This is a genomic window from Nonomuraea ferruginea, from assembly GCF_039540635.1.
Taxonomy (GTDB): domain Bacteria; phylum Actinomycetota; class Actinomycetes; order Streptosporangiales; family Streptosporangiaceae; genus Nonomuraea; species Nonomuraea ferruginea.
This window is the reverse complement of record NZ_BAABFD010000033.1, coordinates 1-18,568: the sequence shown is the minus strand read 5'-3', so window position 1 is coordinate 18,568 and position 18,568 is coordinate 1. Positions and strand designations below refer to the sequence as shown.

Here is an 18,568-nt window from a genome sequence, read left to right as displayed (position 1 = left end):
GGGAGCCCCATGCTCGTCATGAGGGGCATCGTCAAGCAGTTCCCCGGCGTGCGCGCGCTCGACGGCGTGGACCTCGACGTGCGGGCGGGAGAAGTGCACTGCCTGCTGGGCCAGAACGGCGCCGGCAAGTCCACGCTCATCAAGGTCATGGCGGGCGTGCACCAGCCGGACGAGGGCACGGTCGAGTTCAACGGTCAGCGGGTCCGCCCGTCCGGTCCCAACGACGCGATCAAGCTCGGCTTCGCCACCATCTACCAGGAGCTCGACCTGGTCGACGGGCTCAGCGTGACCGACAACGTCTTCCTCGGCCACGAGCACGCCAGGCTCGGCTTCGTCAACCGGGCCGCGGGCAACCGGGCCGCCCGCCAGGTGCTCGAACGCCTCGGCCACCCCGAGATCCGCCCCACCACCGAGGTGGGCCGTCTGTCCCCGGCCGCCAAGCAGGTCGTGTCCATGGCCAGGGCGCTGTCCCACGACGCCCGGCTGATCATCATGGACGAGCCGTCGGCCGCGCTCGCCCACGACGAGGTGGCCAACCTCTTCCGCATCATCCGCGAGCTGACGAGCCAGGGCGTGGCCGTGGTCTACATCTCCCACCGGCTGGAGGAGATCCGCGAGATCGGCGACCGCGTCACCGTGCTGAAGGACGGCCGCACCGTCGCGGTGGGGCTGCCCGCCCGCGACACCCCCACCTCCCAGATCGTCTCGCTGATGACCGGCAGGAACGTCGAGTACGTGTTCCCGCCGCGGCCGGAGGCGCCCGCCGACGGGCCGCCCGGCGAGGAGGTGCTGCGGGTCGAGGGGCTCACCTCCCCGGGCGCGTTCCGCGACGTGTCCTTCTCGGTGCGCGCCGGCGAGATCGTCGGGCTGGCTGGCCTGGTCGGCTCCGGACGCTCGGAGATCCTCGAAGCCGTGTACGGGGCGCGCCCGTCCTCCGGCCGGGTGGTGCTCTCCGGCAAGCAGGTACGGAAGAGCGTCGTCGGCAACGTGCGCCGGGGCATGGGCCTGGCCCCCGAGGAACGCAAGGCCCAGGCGCTGCTGCTGGACCAGAGCGTCACGGCCAACATCACCCTGGGCAGCCTGCCCGGGTTCGCGAAGTTCGGCTGGCTGGACCGTACCCGGGAGAGGGCGGAGGCCGAGCGGCTGGCCAAGGCGCTCGACATCCGCCCGCCCGACCCGGAGCGGCCCGTCAAGACGCTGTCGGGCGGCAACCAGCAGAAGGCGGTGCTCGCCCGCTGGCTGCTCGGCAGCCGCAAGCTGCTCCTGCTCGACGAGCCGACCCGGGGCGTCGACGTGGGCGCCAGGGCGGAGTTGTACGCGGTCATCCGCGACCTGGCCGACCGCGGCATCGGCGTGCTGCTGGTCTCCAGTGAGGTGCCTGAGGTGCTCGGCCTCGCCGACCGCGTGCTGGTGCTGCGCGAAGGGTCGGTCATCCACGAGGGCGACGCCCGCGAGCTCGACGAGCACCTCGTACTCGACATGATCATGAACGGGAGGGCGGCCTGATGAGCGACCCCACGAAACCACGGTCGGACACCGGGCCGCCAGGCATCGCGCTGCCGGGGCGGGCGGGCGGCAACCCGCTCGGCAGGCTGACCGAGGCCGGCCACATGGGCCTGCTGGTGGCGATCGCGCTGCTCGTCGTCGTCGGCCTGGTGACCAAGCCGGCCGCGTTCGCCACCACCTCGAACCTGGTCAGCATCCTGTCGCTGGCCGCCACCATCGGCGTCATCACCGTCGGGGCCACGTTCGTCATCATCGGCGGCGGCATCGACCTGTCGGTCGGCGCGATCATGGCGCTGGCCTCGGTGTGGGCGACGACGGTGGCCACCCAGGAGTTCGGCCCGGTCGTCATGGCGATCTGCGCCATCCTGGTCGGCACCGGGACCGGGCTGGTCAACGGGGTGCTCATCGCCTACGGGCGGCTGGTGCCGTTCATCGCCACCCTGGCCATGCTGGTCGCCGCCCGCGGGCTCGCCCAGCGCATGTCCGACCGCAAGACGCAGCTCATCCAGCCGGAGAACTCCGCCATCGTCGAGCTGTCGACCACGCGGGTGCTCGGCGTCCCGCTGCTGGTCTACATCTTCGCGCTGGTCGTGGCGCTCGGCTGGGTGCTGCTCAACCGCACCACGTTCGGCCGCCGCACCTACGCCGTCGGCGGCAACCCCGAGGCGGCCCGGCTCGCCGGCATCGACGTGCGCCGGCACACCATGCTGCTCTACGCGCTGTCGGGGCTGTGCTGCGGCATCGCCGCGGTCCTCATCATGGCCCGCACCACCACGGGCTCGTCCACCCACGGCGACCTGTACGAGCTGGACGCGATCGCCGCCGTCATCATCGGCGGCACCCTGCTCACCGGCGGCCGGGGCACGATCATCGGATCGATCCTCGGCCTGCTCATCTTCACGCTCATCACGAACCTGTTCATCCTCAACGGGCTCAACACCAGTGACCAACTGATCGCCAAGGGCCTGATCATCGTCGTCGCCGTCCTCCTCCAGCGGCGGAACTTGAAGGAGAGAGCACCATGAGTGAAAACGTCGCGCGCCGGGGTTTCCTGATCGGCGGGCTCGGCGGAGCCGCGCTGCTGGCGGCCGGCTGCACCAGCAACGAGCCGTCCGCCGCGCCGACCTCGGCCGCCCCCGCGCCCACCCAGGCGGCCGGCGGCAACGACGAGCCCGGCACCAAGGTGACCATCGGCTTCTCCGCCCCCGCCGCCGACCACGGCTGGATCGCGGCCATCGCCAAGAACGCCGAGGCCACCGCCAAGCAGTTCTCGGACGTCGAGTTCCAGCCCGTCGAGCCCACCAACGACATCAACCAGCAGATCTCCGCGGTCGAGTCGCTCATCGCCGCGAAGGTGAACGCGCTGGTCATCCTGCCCAACGACGGCCAGCAGCTGAACCAGATCGCGCTGCGGGCCACCGAGGCCGGCATCCCCGTGGTCAACCTGGACCGGATCTTCCCCGACAAGCTCGCCTACCGCACCTGGATCGGCGGAGACAACTACGGCATGGGCGTGGCCGCCGGCCACTACATCGGCACCGCGCTCAAGGAGAAGAACGTCTCGAACCCGGTCATCGTCGAGATCCAGGGCATCGCCACCCTCCCGCTGACCCAGGACCGCAGCAAGGGCTTCGCCGACGCGCTCAAGACGTACGGGTTCGAGGTCACCGCCCAGCAGGACGCGCAGTTCACCGTCGAGACCGGCAACGAGGTCGCCACCTCGCTGCTGCAGGCCCACAGCAAGATCGACGCGCTCTGGAACCACGACGACGACCAGGGCGTCGGCGTGCTCGCCGCCATCAGCGAGGCCGGCCGGGACGAGTTCATCATGGTCGGCGGGGCCGGCTCGGCCAACGCCATGCGGGCGATCAAGGAGGACAACACGGTCCTGAAGGCCACCGTCACCTACAGCCCGACCATGGCCTCCTCCGCGATCAAGCTCGCCCGCCTGATCGCCCAAGGGAAGGGCATGAGTGATCTCGTGGAGAACCAGGTTCCCCAGTCGATCACGCTGGCATCCGAGACCATTACCAAGGAGAACGTCGAGCAGTATCTGCCACTCGGCTTCGAATCCTGATCGGGGGTTGCATGTCAGACAGAACCGTCGGCGTCGGCATGATCGGCTATGCCTTCATGGGCCGCGTCCATTCCCAGGCCTGGCGCAACGTCGCCGCCTTCTTCGACCTGCCCGTCACGCCCCGCATGCGGGTCATCGCGGGCCGGTCGAAGGACGCCACAGAGGCGGCGGCCGAGCGGCTGGGCTGGGACGAGGCTGTGACCGACTGGCGGGAGGTGGTCGGGCGGGCGGACGTCGACGTGGTCGACATCTGCACGCCCGGCGACACGCACGCCGAGATCGCCATCGCCGCACTCCGCGCCGGCAAGCACGTCATCTGTGAGAAGCCGCTGGCCAACACCGTGCCCGAGGCCGAGGCCATGGCGGCGGCCGCCGCCTCGGCCACCGGCAAGAGCATGGTGGCGTTCAACTACCGGCGGGTGCCCGCCATCGCGCTGGCCCGCCGCCTGGTGGAGGAGGGCCGGCTCGGCGAGATCCGCCACGTGCGGGCCCAGTACCTCCAGGACTGGATCGTCGACCCGGACTTCCCGCTGGTGTGGCGGCTGCGGAAGGACAAGGCCGGCTCGGGCGCGCTCGGCGACATCGGCGCGCACATCATCGACGCCGCCCAGTTCATCGCCGGCCAGCACCTCGTCGGGGTGTCCGCGCTGACCGAGACGTTCATCAAGGAGCGGCCGCTGGCCGAAGGCTCGGCGGGCCTGGCCGCCAGCGGCGGCTCCGGCAGGGGGGCCGTCACGGTCGACGACGCCGCCCTGTTCGTCGGACGGCTGTCCGGCGGGGCGCTCGGCTCGTTCGAGGCCACCCGGTTCGCCACCGGCCGCAAGAACGCGCTGCGGATCGAGCTCAACGGCTCACTCGGCAGCCTCGCCTTCGACTTCGAGGCGATGAACGAGCTGTGGGTCAGCGACGGCGGGCGCGGCTTCGAGCGCATCCTCGTCACCGAACCCGACCATCCGTACGTGGGCGCGTGGTGGCCGCCCGGCCACGGCCTCGGCTACGAGCACACGTTCACCCACGAGATCAAGGACTTCCTGGAGGCCATCGGCCAGGGCGCCGATCCCACGCCGTCGTTCGCCGACGGGCTGCGCGTCCAGCGCGTGCTCGCCGCCGTCGAGCGCAGCGCGGCCGACGGCAGCCGCTACACCACCGTGGAGGACTGATGAGACCCGTCACGCTGTTCACCGGCCAGTGGGCCGACCTGCCGTTCGAGGAGGTGTGCCGGCTCGCCGCCGAATGGGGCTACGACGGTCTGGAGATCGCCTGCTCGGGCGACCACTTCGACGTCGCCCAGGCCGTCTCCGACCCGTCGTACGTCGAGCAGAAGCGCGCCCAGCTCGACAAGCACGGCCTGAAGGTGTGGACCATCTCCCACCACCTCGTGGGCCAGGCCGTCTGCGACCACCCGATCGACGCGCGGCACAAGGCGATCCTGCCCGCCCGCATCTGGGGGAACGGCGACCCCGAGTCGGTGCGCCAGGCCGCCGCCGAGGAGATGAAGAACACCGCCAGGGCCGCCGCCCTGCTCGGCGTCGACACCGTCGTCGGCTTCACCGGCTCGTCCATCTGGCACACCGTCGCGATGTTCCCGCCCGTGCCCGCCTCCATGGTGGACGCCGGCTACCAGGACTTCGCCGACCGGTGGAACCCGATCATGGACGTGTTCGACGAGGTCGGCGTGCGGTTCGCGCTGGAGGTGCACCCGAGCGAGATCGCCTACGACTACCACACCACCGTGCGCACCCTGGAGGCCATCGGCCACCGGCCCGCGTTCGGGCTCAACTGGGACCCGTCCCACATGGTGTGGCAGGACCTCGACCCGGTGGCGTTCATCCTCGACTTCGCCGACCGCATCTACCACGTCGACTGCAAGGACACCCGCGTCCGCGTCGGCGACGGCCGCCGCGGCCGCCTGTCGTCGCACCTGCCGTGGGCGGACATGCGGCGCGGCTGGGACTTCGTCTCCACCGGCCGCGGCGACGTGCCGTGGGAAGACTGCTTCCGCGCGCTGAACTCCATCGGGTACGAGGGACCGATCTCGATCGAGTGGGAGGACGCCGGGATGGACCGGCTCGACGGGGCCAGGGAGGCGCTGTCGTACATCCGCACCATGAACTCGATCACCCCGCCGACGGCTGCCTTCGACGCGGCCTTCAGCAGCGGCTGACCATCGGGCGAGGGCCTCGGACCCGAGGCCCTCGCCCGCCGCTGACCGTCAGTGAAGAATTGGAAACCCTCAGTGTTTGACACGAGGGGCGTTAGCGGACAAACAAGGGCATGAGAAGAATCGCATCCATGCTCCTGGCGGCCGCATGCGCGACGTCCGTCGTCGTCCTGCCCGATGCGGCGACGGCCCAGGCAGAGGGCGTCGACGTGGGTCAGAGTGACACCCCTCCGGCGGACTGGCTCGACCAGCTGCGCCAGGCGACGGCGAAGTACAAGGACCCGAAGGTCGCCGAGCAGGACGGGTACGAAAGGGCCGACGATTGCTGGGAGTTCCCGTACACGCTGCCCGGCGGTGAGCGGCTCGGCGGCATGGGCTACCACTACGCCAACACGCGGCTCATCGAGGACCCGAAGATCGAGCTGATGCGTCCGGAGATCCTCGTGTACGTGCCCGACGGCCACGGCGGGCGGGAGCTGGGGGCGGTCGAGTACTTCCAGCGCGACAGGGACCAGCGCATCGCGACCGTGGACGACCGGCCCACGCTGCTCGGGCACGAGTTCCAGGGGCCGATGGGGCCGCACGTGGACGGCATGCCCATCCACTACGACCTGCACCTCTGGATCTTCAAGGAGAACCCGAAGGGCATGTTCGAGCAGTGGAACCCGAGCGTGAAGTGCCCGGCCGGCGCGACCCACGGCCATGGCTGAGACCTCCTGCGGCCGCCGGCGCCCGGGACGATCCACCCGGGCGCCGGCGACCGAAACCGCGATCAGTCCATGATGACGATCTGGCGCAGCACCTCGCCGCTCTTCAGCGCGGCCACCGCGTCGTTGAGGTCGGCGAGCTTGATGCGGGAGCTGATCAGCGACTCCAGGTCGAGCTGCCCGGCCTTGTAGAGCTTGGCGAAGTACGGGAAGTCATGGCGGACGTCCGCTTCCCCGTACAGGCTCGACAGCAGGTTCTTGCCCTCGAACAGCAGGCTGAAGGCGGAGATCGAGACCATGTCGTCGGCCGCGCCCGCGCCGACCACGATCACGTCGCCGCCCGCGCGGGTGATCTGCCAGGCCGACTGGATGGTGGCCGACTTGCCGACGACCTCGAAGCCGTAGTCGAAGCCGGCGCCGCCGGTGAGCTCGGCCAGCGCGCCAGGCACGCCCTCGGGGGTGACCGCGTGGGTGGCGCCGACCTTCTTGGCCAGCTCGTGCTTGGACTCCAGCGGGTCGATGGCGAGGATCGTGCGGGCGCCGGAGATGCGCGCGCCCTGGATCACCGACAGGCCGACGCCGCCGCAGCCGATCACCGCGACCGTCGAGCCGGGGCGCACCCTGGCGGTGTTGATCGCGGCGCCCACGCCGGTGGTGATGCCGCAGCCGATCAGCGCCGCCGCCTCCCACGACACCTCGGGGTCGATCTTCACGACGCCCACCGACGGGACCACGATCTCCTCGGCCCAGGTGCCGCAGCCGGCCATGCCGAAGGCGGTGGTGCCGCCGCCGAAGCGGAAGTTGCCCTTGGTGAACGACTCGATGATGTACTTCATGCACAGGAAGGGCTGGCCGCCCAGGCACAGGTCGCACTCCTGGCAGGCCGGCCGCCAGCTGATCACCACGTGGTCGCCCGGCTGGACCGAGCCGACGTGCTCGCCGACCTCCACCACCTCGCCCGCGCCCTCATGGCCGGGGATCAGCGGCACGGGTTGCGGCAGCACGCCGGTCATGGCCGACAGGTCGGAATGGCAGACGCCCGTCGCCTTGATCCGTACGCGGACGTCACCCGGCCCGACGGGGGCCAGCGTGATGTCGTCGCGGATGTCCAGCTTGTCGTCGCCTACGGCGTGCAGGAGAGCTGCGCGCATGGGTTCCTCCTCCGGCTAATCCTCAAGGGAGAGGGCGGCTTTGGGGCAGGACCGCACCGCGTGGCGGACGCGGTCGAGCATCTCGGGGGGTGGTTCGGGGAGCAGGATGTGGAGCTGGTCGTCGTCATCCAGCTCGAAGACCTCGGGCGCGAGGCCCATGCAGACGGCGTTGGCCTCGCAGACCAGCTCGTCGACACTGACTTTCACGTGATTCTCCGGTGATCCCATGAGACCACTTTGACAGGCTCGACCACGTAGGCGAGCCGCTTGCGCCCGGTGTGCTCCACGTAGGGACGCAGCTGCTCGTCGGCCACGCCGGGAGTCATCCGGCGGGCCACCCGCATGCCGACGTCTAGCACGTCCTCAGGGCTGTCCTGCGGCGTGACCCGCCCGTACACCAGCACCCCGCGCAGCTCGCTGTAGTCGTCGCCCAGCTCGACCAGGCAGCTCACCCGCGGATCGCGGGCCAGGTTGAGCGCCTTCTGCGACTTGGCGTACGTCCAGAACGTGATCCTGCCCTTGTCGTCCAGGCCGTAGAACATGGTCACGAGGTGGGGCGTGCCGTCGGCGTTGATGGTGGCCAGCTGGAGCTTACGTCCCGCTTCCAGGAACGCGGCGACCTCTTCCTCGGACATGGAGATGCGAGCGCGCTGATTCACGCTGCCAAGTAGAACAGGTTGCATAATGGCGGGCAAGGGGTCGCCCGAATAAGATTCGGTGCCGTTAGGGTGCTGGGCATGACGATGCCGCCCGCGCTGCTCTACGCAGCTGAGCACGCCAAGGGTTTCATGCCCGCGCAGGAGGGCCTGGCCCTGTACGAGGTGGCTCGGACGTACGGGACCCGCGGGCCGATCTGCGAGATCGGCACCTACTGCGGCAAGTCGGCGATCTATCTCGGCGCCGCCGCCCGCGAGGCCGGCTCCGTGGTCGTCACCGTCGACCACCACCGCGGCTCCGAGGAGATCCAGCCCGGCTGGGCGCACCACGACCCGACGCTGGTCGACCTGCGCTTCGGCAAGATGGACTCCCTGCCGACGTTCCGCGCCACGATCGCGGCCGCCGGGCTGGAGGACGAGGTGATCGCGATCGTCGGACACTCGGACCGGGTGGCGAAGCTGTGGACGACGCCGCTCGGCATGCTGTTCATCGACGGCGGCCACTCCGAGGAGCCGGTGACCCGCGACTACGAGGGCTGGGCGCCGCACGTCATGCCCGGCGGGGCGCTCGTCTTCCACGACATCTACCCCGACCCCGCCGACGGCGGCCAGGCGCCCTACCGCGTCTACCTGCGGGCGCTGGAGTCCGGGGCGTTCGCCGAGGTCGGCGTGACGGGCTCGCTGCGCGTCCTGGAACGCGTCGCCGACGGCATCTAGCGCGCCGGGTCAGGCCGGCTGGTGGCGGCGCAGCCAGAGGCGGCGGGTGTGCGCCTGCCAGGCGAGGAACTCCTCGTGGCCGCACGGGTCGTCCGGGAGGGTCAGCAGCGCCCGGTCGGCCCAGGCGACGGCCTCCTCGGCCGTGCCGCCCGCCAGGATCGGCGCCGCCTGCGCCACATGGTCCGGCAGGTGCCCCGCCTGGGCCCTGGCCGTCGCGGCGAACGCGCAGCCCTGCGCCAGGTGGGAGCGGAAGCCGTCGGCGCCCGCGTGCTCGGTCAGCCACCACAGCTCGTCGGCCTCCGCGCCGCCGGTGTAGGCGGCGGCGAAGCCCACGCCGCTCCACAGCGCCGCCCGCCGCGCCACCGGATAGGCGGCGATCCTGGCCGCCACGTCGTCGGGCGAGGCGCAGTCGTGATACCAGAGCAGCCGCCCCAGCCCCTGGTCGAACAGCGCGCAGTGGGCCCGCGACAGCAGGTCGGGCATGGCCCGCTCGCCCACCATGCGGTCGGCCCGCGCCATGCTCCACTGGAACCCGAACCCGTCGAGCGCCAGCCAGCGCAGCAGCGGGTGGGCCCGCCGGGCGGCGCGCACCGGCCGCATCCGCAGCATGGCGTAGCCGCGGCCGGCGCCCAGATGGGCGGCGAACGCGTGGTGCGCGGCGGGGCCGGCCAGTAGCTCGCGAAGGCGCCGGCCCCGGGTCAGGGTGACCAGATCGAGCACCGCGCACGCGGCCCCCGCCCCTTCGTAGGCGAAGGCCAGCTGATCACGGGAGATGTCCTCGATCCGTTCGACATTCCGTGAGACGACCGCGTTGAAGCCGGTGAGGTAGGACTTCTCCGCGCCTTCGATGACGGCCCTGGAGGCCGGCCGGGTGAGCCGGAACCTCCGCCTGCTCAGGTCCGATTCGCCCGGATCCCTCGACAGCAGCCGCCGCCATCCTCGGGCCGGGCTCGCCACCGGCTCGCTTCCGGCGTGCTCCAAGAACGATGTCGTGCCCGTGTCGCCCACGCTTCCCCCGAAGACGCCTCGTACGGTCGCTCCCGAAGCTAGTAACCGCATTGGGCGCTTTCACGGAGCCGCACGGGCCTCGCGCGCAAAGACGCGGCAAAACCGCTTGCGTGTCACGCCCGCGCGGGCGTACAGCCGCACAGCTCCGGGCGGCCGGTGAGGCCGGACGGCGCGGCGGTGTCGCGGAAGATCCCGCCCCCGCCGGTGAGCCCCTGCAGGGCGTCCGCGGCCAGGATCACGGCCGCGGACGTGTAGCCGGAACGCTCGTACGGGAAGTGCTTGCGGTTGGCGAACTGCCAGCCCGTCCAGTACGAGCCGTCCTCGTGCCGCAGGTGCTGCATGTCGGCGAAGAGCGCGACCGCGCGGTCACGGTCGCCCAGCGCGTCCAGGGCCAGCGCCAGCTCGCACGTCTCCGCGCCGGTCACCCACGGCTGGTCCGACACGCAGCGGATGCCGAGCCCGGGGACCACGAACGTGCCCCACTCCCGCTCCAGCAGCTCGAAGGCGGCCTGGCCGCGCACCGCGCCGCCGAGCACGGGGTAGTACCAGTCCATCGAGTAGCGGCTCTTGTCGGCGAACGCCTCCGGGTGCGCGGCGAGCACGTGCGCCAGCCGGTCGGCGGCCAGCTCCCAGTGCGGCTGCGGGTCGCCCAGGCGGTCGGCCAGCAGCACCCCGCAGCGCAGCCCCTGGTGGATGGAGGCGCAGCCGGTCAGCAGCGCGTAGGTGGCCGGCCGGCCGTGCGCGTCGCGCTCCCACACGATCTCGCCGCGCTCGGTCTGCAGCCCCGCCACGTAGTCGAGCGCCGCCTTGGCCATCGGCCAGCGTTCCTCGGCGAAGGCCCGCTCGCCGGTCACCAGCCAGTGGTGCCAGAGCCCGACCGCGACGTAGGCGGCGTGGTTGGACTCGCCGCCGCGCTCCACCGCGGCGTCGCCGACCACCTTCATCGGCCAGGAGCCGTCCTCGCGCTGGTGCGCCGCCAGCCAGGCGTAGCCCCGCCCGACCGGCTCGCGCAGCCCGGCGACGGCCATGGCCATCAGGCACTCGATGTGGTTCCACGCGTCGACGTGCCCCTCGGGCCAGGGCACGCCCCCGTCGTCCTGCTGGATGGCCGCGATGCTCTCGGCCGTCTGTACGACCTGCTCGCGCGAGATCACGCCTCGGGCTTCCGCACGTAGAGCACGACGCTCTTGCCGATGATCGGGGTCAGCAGAGCCTCGGCGATCCTGGTGGCGGGAGGGCGCTTCATGATGTCCCACACGAGCAGCTCGTGGTACGCCTTCGCCAGCGGGTTGTCGTCGTTGTTGACGCCGACGGCGCACTTGATCCACCAGTAGGGGGCGTGCAGGCCGTGGGCGTGGTGGTGCGGGCCGATGACGAACCCGGTGGACTTCAGCTTGGCCGACAGCTCGGCCAGCGTGTAGATGCGCACGTGCCCGCCGGGGGCCGTGTGGTAGTCCTCGTCCAGCGCCCAGCAGATGCGCTCGGGCAGGAAGCTCGGCACCGTGATCGCGGCCGTGCCGCCGGGCCTGAGCACCCGGAAGATCTCCCGCATCGCCGTCATGTCGTCCGGGATGTGCTCCAGCACCTCGGCGGCGATCACGCGGTCGAAGCTCGCGTCCTCGAACGGCATGTCGAGCGCGGTGCCCTGGACGGTCTCGCCGGTGCCCCCGCCGGGCACCTCGCCCGCCTTGTCCATCGCCGCGAACATCGCCGCCACGCTGTCCAGCTCGGTCTGGTCCATGTCGAAGGCGACCACGTTCGCGCCGCGGCGCAGCACCTCGAAGGCGTGCCGGCCACCGCCGCACCCCAGGTCGAGCACGCGCACCCCAGGGCCCACGGGCAGCCGGTCGAAGTCGACGGTCAGCACGAGAAACGTTCTCCTGTCTTCGGACGGGCGATCAGCGGGACCGGCGGGCGGCGATGGCCTCCCGATAGGCCTCGACGGTCTTCTTGGCGACCACGTGCCAGGTGTAGCGCTCCATGACCCGGTCGTAGCCGGCCCGGCCCACCCGCTCGCGCTCCTCCGGCGAGTCGTGCAGCCGGCGCAGCACCGCGGCCAGCTCCTCGGCGTCGCCCGGCGACACCTGGACCGCGGCGTCGCCCACGACCTCCGGCAGCGCCCCCGTACGGCTGGCCACCAGCGGCGTGCCGCAGGCCATGTGCTCGACGGCGGGCAGTGAGAACCCTTCGTACAGCGAGGGGACGACCGAGATCTCCGAGGTGGCGATCAGCTCGCCCAGCTCGTCGTCGGAGATCCCGTGCACGAACCGGACCCGGTCCTGCAGCGACAGCTCCTGCACGAGCTGCTCGGTGGGCCCGCCGGGGGTCGGCCGGCTCACCACGGTGAGGTTGACGTCGCGCTCGGTGGCCAGCTTGGCGACGGCCCGCAGCAGCGTGGCGACCCCTTTCATCGGGGAGTCGGCGCTGGCCACGGCCACGATCGAGCCTTTGCGGCGGGGCTTGTCCGGGCGGGGGTGGAAGTAGCGGGTGTCGACGCCGAGCGGGATCAGGCGCATGTTGGCCTGCGGCACGTTGAAGTCGCGGTGGATGTCGGCCAGCGACGACTCGCTGACCGTCAGGATCGGGTTCAGCCGGGGGGCCACTTTGGCCTGCATCTTCACGAACCCGTACCAGCGGCGCATGGTCAGCTTCTTGACGCCCTGGGCGGCCTCCAGCTCGATGCGCCGGTCCACGCTGATCGGGTGGTGGATGGTGCCGACCACCGGGAACAGCTTCTGGATGCCGAGCAGGCCGTAGCCGAGGGTCTGGTTGTCCTGCACCACGTCGAAGTCGCCGACGCGCTTCTTCAGCTCGCGGTGGGCGCGCAGGGTGAAGGTGAGCGGCTCGGGGAAGCCCGCGGTCCACATGGTGCCGACCTCCAGGAGGTCGATCCAGTCGCGGTACTCGCCGAGTCTGGGGGTGCGGAACGGGTCCTCGTCGCGGTAGAGGTCGAGGCTGGGCACCTTCCGCAGGATGACGCCCTCGTCGAGCTCGGGGTACGGCTGGCCGGAGAACACCTCGACGTGGTGGCCGAGCGCGACCAGTTCGCGGCTCAGGTGGCGGAGGTAGACGCCCTGGCCGCCGCAGGTGGGCTTGCTGCGGTAGGACAGCAGCGCGATCCGCAGCGAGTCCGTGCTCACGGACACCCCTTTCTCCGCCGGTAGGCCCGGAACGCGGGCGTGTACCGTGAAAGATGACCTTAGTCCGAGAAGGCTACCATTCGGTAGGTCATCTGGAATGGTTCACAGTCACACGGACAAGCCGTGCGAACTGCGGCATTAGCCTGACCGAGCGTTGTTCGGTGGAACGTGTTCTAGATAGTATTCCCCGGGTAGGCGAGAGTTGGAGGACCCTTGGCCAGGCGCGCTCTGATCACCGGCATCACCGGCCAGGACGGTTCCTATCTGGCGGAGCACCTGCTCGATCAGGGCTACGAGGTATGGGGGCTGGCCCGCGGCCAGGCCAACCCGCGCGTGTCGCGCATCCGCAAGCTTCTGGCCGACGTCCACCTCGTCAGGGGCGACCTGCTCGACCAGGGCTCGCTGATCTCCGCGGTGGAACGCGTTCAGCCGGACGAGGTCTACAACCTCGGCGCGATCTCGTTCGTGCCGATGTCGTGGGAGCAGGCCGAGCTGACGGCCGAGGTCACCGGGATGGGCGTGCTGCGCGTCCTGGAGGCCATCCGGGTGTGCTCCGGCGTCTCACGCGGCGGGCGCCCGTCGGGCGGGCAGATCCGCTTCTACCAGGCCTCCTCCTCGGAGATGTTCGGCCAGGTCGGCGAGACCCCGCAGAACGAGAGCACCGGTTTCCACCCGCGCTCGCCGTACGGGGTCGCCAAGACGTACGGGCACTTCCTCACGCAGAACTACCGCGAGTCGTACGGGATGTTCGCGGTCTCCGGCATCCTGTTCAACCACGAGTCGCCCCGGCGCGGGGCCGAGTTCGTCACCCGCAAGGTCTCGCTCGGGGTGGCCCGCATCAAGCTCGGCCTGGCCGGCGAACTGCGGCTGGGCAACCTGGAGGCGCGGCGCGACTGGGGGTTCGCCGGCGACTACGTGCGCGCCATGCACCTCATGCTCCAGGCCGACAAGCCCGAGGACTACGTGATAGGCACCGGGCGGATGAAGTCCGTCAGGGAGCTGGCCGAGGCCGCGTTCGCGGCGGCGGGGCTCGACTGGGAGCGGTACGTGGTCACCGACCAGGCGCTGCACCGGCCCGCCGAGGTCGACCTGCTGTGCGCGGACCCGAAGAAGGCCAGGGTGCAGCTCGGCTGGGAGCCGACGGTGTCGTTCGACGAGCTGGTGGCGATGATGGTCGAGTCGGACCTGCGGCTGCTGACCGACGGCGGCGACCCCGACCAGGAGTCCTCCTGGCCGTGACGGGTCACAGGGCGGCGGCGCGGTAGGCGGCGGGGGTGAGCCCGAAGCAGCGGCCGAACCAGCGCGTCAGATGGCTCTGGTCGGCGAACCCGGTGAGCGCCGCCACCTCGCCGATCGGGGTCCCGCCCGCGATCAGCCGTCGCGCCTCCCGCAGCCTGAGCAGGCGCTGGTAGTCGCTGGGCGCCATCCCGTAGGCGGCGCGGAACGCCCGGTAGACGGCGAACCTGCTGGTGCCCGCCTCCCTGGCCAGGTCGTCGGCCGTCACGTCGTCGAGCGGGCGGTCACGCAGCATCGCCCTGACCCTGGCCGCCACCCCGCCGGAGCCGCCCGCCACGGTGACCGGGCCGGTGGCCGCGCGCCGTACCAGCGCCCTGACCGTGTCGGCGAGCAGCTCGTCGCGGCGCAGCGCGGGCGCGCCGCCGAGCAGGGCCGCGTGCAGCGCGCGCAGGGCGGCGGCGAGCGCCGGGTCGTGCACCACCGGCTCCGCGAACAGCGGCAGGCCCGTGCGGCGGCCCGCCAGGTCGTCGAGCACCTCCGACATCAGGCCGGGGCCGAGATGGACGATGCGGTAGGTGAAGCCGAGGGCGTCGGTGGGCCGGCCGTCGTGCGGGTCGTCGGGGTTGAAGGCCATGACCATGCCCGGGGTGCTCGTGTGCGCCGACCCCCGGCAGGTGAACGACTGCGCGCCGTCCTCGGTCATGCCGAACGAGTAGGTCTCGTGGCTGTGCCGGTGGTAGACGTGGCGCGCGAAGTGGGCGTGCATGGCCTCGATCGGCCGGTCGGGAGACCTCCAGTAGCGGGACCATTCACGTGCCACGCCTCCGATTCTATTGACAAACAGTGTTTTTACGTAAAGGATGATTTTTGCGATGAGAGAAGTCCTGTATCTGGAAGAGATCGAGCAGGCCGAGGCGCTGCTCAAGCCGCAGCGCGTCGAGGTGCTGCGGCAGCTCGCCGAGCCGCGCACCTGCAGCGAGGTCGCGGCCCGGCTCGGTCAGACCCCGCAGCGGGTCTACTACCACGTCAAGCGGCTGGTGGACGCGGGGCTGGTCGACCAGGTGGCCGAGCGCAAGGTGCGCGGCATCAGCGAGGGCATCTACCAGGCCGGCGCCCGCTCCTACTGGCTGTCGCCGCGCCTCGTGGGCCGCATCGGGCTGACCAGGGCACGCGACGAGCTCAGCCTCGGCTACCTGCTCGACCTCATGGAGGAGGTCCAGGCCGACATCGCCGCGCTCGACAGGACCGCGCCGGAGCTGCCGTCCATCGGCCTGTCCGGTGAGATCCACGTACGGCCGGAGCAGCGGCAGGAGTTCCTCGACGACCTGCAGACCGTGATGCGGGACCTGTTCACGCGCTATGGGGGAGCCGAAGGCGACGCCTTCAAGCTCGCCCTCGCCTGTTACCCCAAGGGAGAGAGCCCATGATCATTCGTGCCCGCGTGCAGGCCCCGGTCAAGGAGGTCCGGCACGCCCTCACCGACCCCGCCGCGCTGCGCGTCTGGCTCGCCGAGCACGCCGAGGTGGAGCTGCCCGACCGCTACGCCTTCTGGGGCCGCCACACCCCCGAGGGCGACGCGCCGCACCAGCGGCTGCTGCACGCCGACGACCGTACGGTCCGGTTCGCCTGGACGCTGGACGGCGTCGAGACGACCACCGAGCTCCGGCTGGAGGAGGAGGGGCCCGAGACCACGGTCGTCACGGTCGAGCAGAGCCACTTCAGCATGGAGGAGGCGCTGGCGGAGAGCTCGATCAGGGGAGTGCTGCAGACGTACTGGTGCCTGGCGCTGACCAACCTGGCCGAGCACTTCGAGGGCCGCGAGCTCACCCCGAAGATCGACTTCACCGCCACCGGCGACCTGCGCGCCTCGGTCCTGGTCGACGCGTCCCCGGAGCAGGTGTTCCACTCGCTGATCGACTCCGAGTCGGCCACCCGCTGGTTCGGCTACCCGATCGAGATCGAGCCGCACGTCGGCGGGCGGTTCGCGATGGGCCGGATCGAGAACAACCCCCACCCGGCCAAGATCCTGGAGCTGGAGACCGACCGCAAGGTCAGCGTCGACTGGGGCGCCACCGGCGTCGGCACCTGGGAGCTGGAGGGCACCGGCGGCAAGACCCGGCTCACCATGATCCAGAGCGGCTTCGACCGCCCGCCCTTCGCCGCCTGGGGAGGCAACCTCGCCGGGCTGGCCGAGCTGCGCCGCTACCACGAGGTGCCCGGCTGGCAGCCGGTGCTGGCCGGATAGCCGCACCAGCGTTCAAGACCCCGAAGGGGCGGTGACGGCAGCCTGGACGCCATGCGTTTCGACACGAAGATCGGCATCGTGGTCCGCGACGACCTGGCCACCTGGCAGAAACTGAACGTCACCGCCTTCCTCGCGAGCGCCGTGGCCGGCGGCGCGCCGGAGACGATCGGGGAGCCTTACGAGGACGGGTCGGGCAACGCGTACCTGCCGATGTTCCGCCAGCCGGTGCTCGTCTACACGGCCGGCTCGCTCGCCTCGGTCCGTGAGAAGGCCGTGGCGCGGGGGTTGCGGGTGGCGGTCTACATCGAGGAGATGTTCAAGACGGGCCACGACGACGCCAACCGGGCCGCCGTGCGCGCGGTGGCGGCGCCGGACCTGCAGCTCGTCGGCCTGGCGGTGTACGGCCCCAAGAACGCCGTGGACAAAACCCTCAAGGGCCTCCACCTGCACCCGTGACGTCCTGTGGACGGCCGTCGCCCATCCACAGAACCCCGCTCACCTCCCGCTTTGCGCGGGCCACCGGTGCACCCTGAACCCATGACCGCCTCCACATCGTCTGAACCCGCGGACCGTACTCACGGTGAGTCTGACGATGCTTCCTGGAGGCCACGGGAGCCGCAGCCCCGTTTCGGCCCGGCGGTTCAGCCGGTCCCGCAGAAGGAGCGCAAGCGGGCAGGGGCGCGCGAACGGGTCCTCCTGCTGGTCCAGGCCCGGCGGGTCACGCGGGCGATTCCCGAGGCCGTGGTGTGCCGGGCGAGCGCGGCACGCGTCTGGGGCGTGGAGACGTCGCACCCCCTCGGCACGCTGCAACCCCTGGAGCTGATCACCCCGGAAGGGCTGGACGCTCCCGGCTGCGTCACCTATCCGGCGGCCCTGCTCGCCGGCGACGTCACCCACCATGCCGGCATCCGCGTCACCACCCCCGCCAGGACCGCCTTCGACTGCGCCCACTGGCTGCCCAGGGCCGAGGCGGTGGTGGTGCTTGACCAGTTCCTGCGCCGGGGCGTCGACCTCGGCCCGCTGTGGCACCGCACCCTTTCCGGCCGCGCCCGTGACGTGCTCACCCTCGCCGACCGGCGGGCCGCGTCCCCGAGGGAGAGCCTGCTGAGGATGATGCTCGCCGACTGCGGGCTGCCCAGACCCGCTCCGCAGCTCCGCGTCACTCTCCCCGGAGGCCGCCACGCCTGCCTGGACCTCGGATGGGAGGCCTACAAGGTGGCGGTCGAGTACGACGGCCGCGAGCATCACACCACCCCCGCCGACCGCCGCCATGACGAGTCGCGCCGGGAGGAGCTGCGCGGCCTCGGCTGGCGGATCGTCGTCGCGGGCCCCGACGTCATCCCCGGCCGGGCCGCCGACCTCCTGGAGGCCGTGGCCAACGCCCTGATCGAGGGCGGGTGGCAGCCGGGCCCCGAGGGCATGGTGCGGATCCTCGCCCGCATCCGCGCCACCCGCCGCCCCCGCACCTCCCGCCGCGGCAGGTGGTACGGGTAGAACCCCCTTTACGTGGCGCGTTCGGGGTCATCCACGGAGAACGGTGACCTGGCGGCCGGACGGGGTGGTCGCCTGCTCGAACGTGCCTCTCTGGTTCCAGGGCGGGGCCTCGGGGCGCCGGTCGAAGATCACCAGGACGCCGGTGGTGAGGCTGAGCCGGTCCAGGTACCCGTCGAGCTGGGCGAGGCCGTCGGAGAGGGGGTCGTCCTTGCCTGCTCGCCAGACCTTCAGCTCCATGGCTTCGCGCTGCACCAGGCGTTCGCCGTCCGGGCCGGTGTAGGGCCAGCGGACGAGTACGTCCAGGCGTTTGGTGCCGGCGGCGTACTCGCGATCGAGATAGCCGCCGCCGTTGACCAGGCGGTGCAGGAAGGCCATGAGGATGATCTGGCAGGCGGCCTCGTGGTAGTTCTCCTGACGGATGAGCACCTCGCCGTGCTCGCGCCAGAAGACCACGAACTCCTCCAGCAGCC

At 71.1% G+C, this 18,568-nt stretch carries 21 protein-coding genes; 12 read left to right on the top strand and 9 right to left on the bottom strand.

Annotation, left to right across the window (positions count from 1 at the left end):
- Positions 1-9: 9 nt before the first annotated feature.
- The 6 genes from ABD999_RS41180 to ABD999_RS41155 all read left to right on the top strand — a co-directional run bounded on the left by ABD999_RS41180 (position 10) and on the right by ABD999_RS41155 (position 6,454).
- Positions 10-1,506 carry a sugar ABC transporter ATP-binding protein gene (locus tag ABD999_RS41180; protein WP_271276602.1) on the top strand — a complete coding sequence of 499 codons (1,497 nt, stop codon included), beginning with the start codon at positions 10-12 and terminating at the stop codon, positions 1,504-1,506.
- Positions 1,506-2,531, top strand: coding sequence for an ABC transporter permease (locus tag ABD999_RS41175; protein ID WP_148029377.1), 1,026 nt, complete (start codon positions 1,506-1,508; stop codon positions 2,529-2,531). The genes ABD999_RS41180 and ABD999_RS41175 overlap by 1 nt, the downstream gene beginning before the upstream one ends.
- Positions 2,528-3,583, top strand: coding sequence for an ABC transporter substrate-binding protein (locus ABD999_RS41170; RefSeq protein WP_271276603.1), 1,056 nt, complete (start codon positions 2,528-2,530; stop codon positions 3,581-3,583). The genes ABD999_RS41175 and ABD999_RS41170 overlap by 4 nt, the downstream gene beginning before the upstream one ends.
- A gap of 11 nt (positions 3,584-3,594) precedes the next feature.
- Positions 3,595-4,743: a Gfo/Idh/MocA family protein gene (locus ABD999_RS41165; RefSeq protein WP_187280958.1), complete on the top strand. Its 1,149-nt coding sequence runs from the start codon at positions 3,595-3,597 to the stop codon at positions 4,741-4,743.
- The gene (locus ABD999_RS41160; RefSeq protein WP_148034296.1) at positions 4,740-5,747 is read left to right on the top strand and encodes a sugar phosphate isomerase/epimerase family protein; all 1,008 of its coding nucleotides are present in this window, start codon (positions 4,740-4,742) and stop codon (positions 5,745-5,747) included. Before ABD999_RS41165 ends, ABD999_RS41160 begins: the two co-directional genes overlap by 4 nt.
- A 110-nt stretch (positions 5,748-5,857) precedes the next feature.
- A complete protein-coding gene (locus ABD999_RS41155; protein ID WP_345483193.1) occupies positions 5,858-6,454 on the top strand; it encodes a hypothetical protein in 597 nt (198 codons plus the stop codon).
- 62 nt (positions 6,455-6,516) lie between these two features.
- Here the strand turns inward: ABD999_RS41155 and ABD999_RS41150 are convergent, their stop codons facing one another.
- Genes ABD999_RS41150 through ABD999_RS41140 form a run of 3 tightly spaced genes read right to left on the bottom strand, consistent with a single transcriptional unit; the run spans position 6,517 to position 8,261 of the window.
- Positions 6,517-7,602: a Zn-dependent alcohol dehydrogenase gene (locus tag ABD999_RS41150; RefSeq protein WP_148029380.1), complete on the bottom strand. Its 1,086-nt coding sequence runs from the start codon at positions 7,600-7,602 to the stop codon at positions 6,517-6,519.
- 15 nt (positions 7,603-7,617) lie between these two features.
- Positions 7,618-7,809: a ferredoxin gene (locus ABD999_RS41145; protein ID WP_148029381.1), complete on the bottom strand. Its 192-nt coding sequence runs from the start codon at positions 7,807-7,809 to the stop codon at positions 7,618-7,620.
- Entirely contained in the window at positions 7,806-8,261 is a 456-nt protein-coding gene (locus ABD999_RS41140) for a pyridoxamine 5'-phosphate oxidase family protein (RefSeq protein ID WP_148029382.1), read from the bottom strand. The genes ABD999_RS41145 and ABD999_RS41140 overlap by 4 nt, the downstream gene beginning before the upstream one ends.
- 78 nt (positions 8,262-8,339) lie before the next feature.
- On the opposite strand from ABD999_RS41140, the gene ABD999_RS41135 reads away from it, so the two are divergent.
- Positions 8,340-8,975 carry a class I SAM-dependent methyltransferase gene (locus ABD999_RS41135; protein WP_187280959.1) on the top strand — a complete coding sequence of 212 codons (636 nt, stop codon included), beginning with the start codon at positions 8,340-8,342 and terminating at the stop codon, positions 8,973-8,975.
- A 9-nt stretch (positions 8,976-8,984) separates the two neighbouring features.
- Here the strand turns inward: ABD999_RS41135 and ABD999_RS41130 are convergent, their stop codons facing one another.
- From ABD999_RS41130 to ABD999_RS41115, 4 genes are all read right to left on the bottom strand, one after another.
- The gene (locus tag ABD999_RS41130; protein WP_271279972.1) at positions 8,985-9,956 is read right to left on the bottom strand and encodes a DUF1702 family protein; all 972 of its coding nucleotides are present in this window, start codon (positions 9,954-9,956) and stop codon (positions 8,985-8,987) included.
- A gap of 140 nt (positions 9,957-10,096) precedes the next feature.
- The gene (locus ABD999_RS41125; protein WP_271279971.1) at positions 10,097-11,137 is read right to left on the bottom strand and encodes a prenyltransferase; all 1,041 of its coding nucleotides are present in this window, start codon (positions 11,135-11,137) and stop codon (positions 10,097-10,099) included.
- Positions 11,134-11,850 (bottom strand): class I SAM-dependent methyltransferase, encoded by a 717-nt coding sequence (locus ABD999_RS41120; RefSeq protein WP_271279970.1) that lies wholly within the window; start codon positions 11,848-11,850, stop codon positions 11,134-11,136. Before ABD999_RS41120 ends, ABD999_RS41125 begins: the two co-directional genes overlap by 4 nt.
- A 31-nt stretch (positions 11,851-11,881) precedes the next feature.
- Entirely contained in the window at positions 11,882-13,123 is a 1,242-nt protein-coding gene (locus ABD999_RS41115) for a glycosyltransferase family 4 protein (protein WP_372452505.1), read from the bottom strand.
- 213 nt (positions 13,124-13,336) lie between these two features.
- On the opposite strand from ABD999_RS41115, the gene ABD999_RS41110 reads away from it, so the two are divergent.
- Complete coding sequence (locus ABD999_RS41110; RefSeq protein WP_148029387.1) at positions 13,337-14,362, top strand: GDP-mannose 4,6-dehydratase; 1,026 nt, start codon at positions 13,337-13,339, stop codon at positions 14,360-14,362.
- Positions 14,363-14,366: 4 nt separating this feature from the next.
- Here ABD999_RS41110 and ABD999_RS41105 read toward each other — a convergent pair whose 3' ends face one another.
- Complete coding sequence (locus tag ABD999_RS41105; protein ID WP_271279969.1) at positions 14,367-15,179, bottom strand: AraC family transcriptional regulator; 813 nt, start codon at positions 15,177-15,179, stop codon at positions 14,367-14,369.
- Positions 15,180-15,231: 52 nt separating this feature from the next.
- Here ABD999_RS41105 and ABD999_RS41100 point away from each other — a divergent pair, with 52 nt between their 5' ends.
- The 4 genes from ABD999_RS41100 to ABD999_RS41085 all read left to right on the top strand — a co-directional run bounded on the left by ABD999_RS41100 (position 15,232) and on the right by ABD999_RS41085 (position 18,098).
- Complete coding sequence (locus tag ABD999_RS41100; RefSeq protein WP_148029388.1) at positions 15,232-15,786, top strand: winged helix-turn-helix domain-containing protein; 555 nt, start codon at positions 15,232-15,234, stop codon at positions 15,784-15,786.
- Positions 15,783-16,604 carry an SRPBCC family protein gene (locus tag ABD999_RS41095; RefSeq protein ID WP_271279968.1) on the top strand — a complete coding sequence of 274 codons (822 nt, stop codon included), beginning with the start codon at positions 15,783-15,785 and terminating at the stop codon, positions 16,602-16,604. The genes ABD999_RS41100 and ABD999_RS41095 overlap by 4 nt, the downstream gene beginning before the upstream one ends.
- A gap of 51 nt (positions 16,605-16,655) precedes the next feature.
- Positions 16,656-17,060: a DUF2000 family protein gene (locus ABD999_RS41090; RefSeq protein ID WP_148029390.1), complete on the top strand. Its 405-nt coding sequence runs from the start codon at positions 16,656-16,658 to the stop codon at positions 17,058-17,060.
- A gap of 321 nt (positions 17,061-17,381) precedes the next feature.
- Positions 17,382-18,098 carry a hypothetical protein gene (locus ABD999_RS41085; RefSeq protein ID WP_271279967.1) on the top strand — a complete coding sequence of 239 codons (717 nt, stop codon included), beginning with the start codon at positions 17,382-17,384 and terminating at the stop codon, positions 18,096-18,098.
- A 27-nt stretch (positions 18,099-18,125) separates the two neighbouring features.
- Here ABD999_RS41085 and ABD999_RS41080 read toward each other — a convergent pair.
- On the bottom strand, positions 18,126-18,568 hold a 443-nt coding region (locus tag ABD999_RS41080), incomplete at its 5' end, for a hypothetical protein (protein ID WP_345483191.1).

Excerpts from the sequence above, each read along its gene's own strand:
- ABD999_RS41170 (WP_271276603.1), top strand. The coding sequence starts at position 2,528 with ATGAGTGAAAACGTCGCGCGCCGGGGTTTCCTGATCGGCGGGCTCGGC.
- ABD999_RS41165 (WP_187280958.1), top strand. The coding sequence starts at position 3,595 with ATGTCAGACAGAACCGTCGGCGTCGGCATGATCGGCTATGCCTTCATG.
- ABD999_RS41175 (WP_148029377.1), top strand. The coding sequence starts at position 1,506 with ATGAGCGACCCCACGAAACCACGGTCGGACACCGGGCCGCCAGGCATC.
- ABD999_RS41090 (WP_148029390.1), top strand. The coding sequence starts at position 16,656 with ATGCGTTTCGACACGAAGATCGGCATCGTGGTCCGCGACGACCTGGCC.
- ABD999_RS41150 (WP_148029380.1), bottom strand. The coding sequence starts at position 7,602 with ATGCGCGCAGCTCTCCTGCACGCCGTAGGCGACGACAAGCTGGACATC.
- ABD999_RS41100 (WP_148029388.1), top strand. The coding sequence starts at position 15,232 with ATGAGAGAAGTCCTGTATCTGGAAGAGATCGAGCAGGCCGAGGCGCTG.
- ABD999_RS41155 (WP_345483193.1), top strand. The coding sequence starts at position 5,858 with ATGAGAAGAATCGCATCCATGCTCCTGGCGGCCGCATGCGCGACGTCC.
- ABD999_RS41095 (WP_271279968.1), top strand. The coding sequence starts at position 15,783 with ATGATCATTCGTGCCCGCGTGCAGGCCCCGGTCAAGGAGGTCCGGCAC.
- ABD999_RS41135 (WP_187280959.1), top strand. The coding sequence starts at position 8,340 with ATGACGATGCCGCCCGCGCTGCTCTACGCAGCTGAGCACGCCAAGGGT.
- ABD999_RS41180 (WP_271276602.1), top strand. The coding sequence starts at position 10 with ATGCTCGTCATGAGGGGCATCGTCAAGCAGTTCCCCGGCGTGCGCGCG.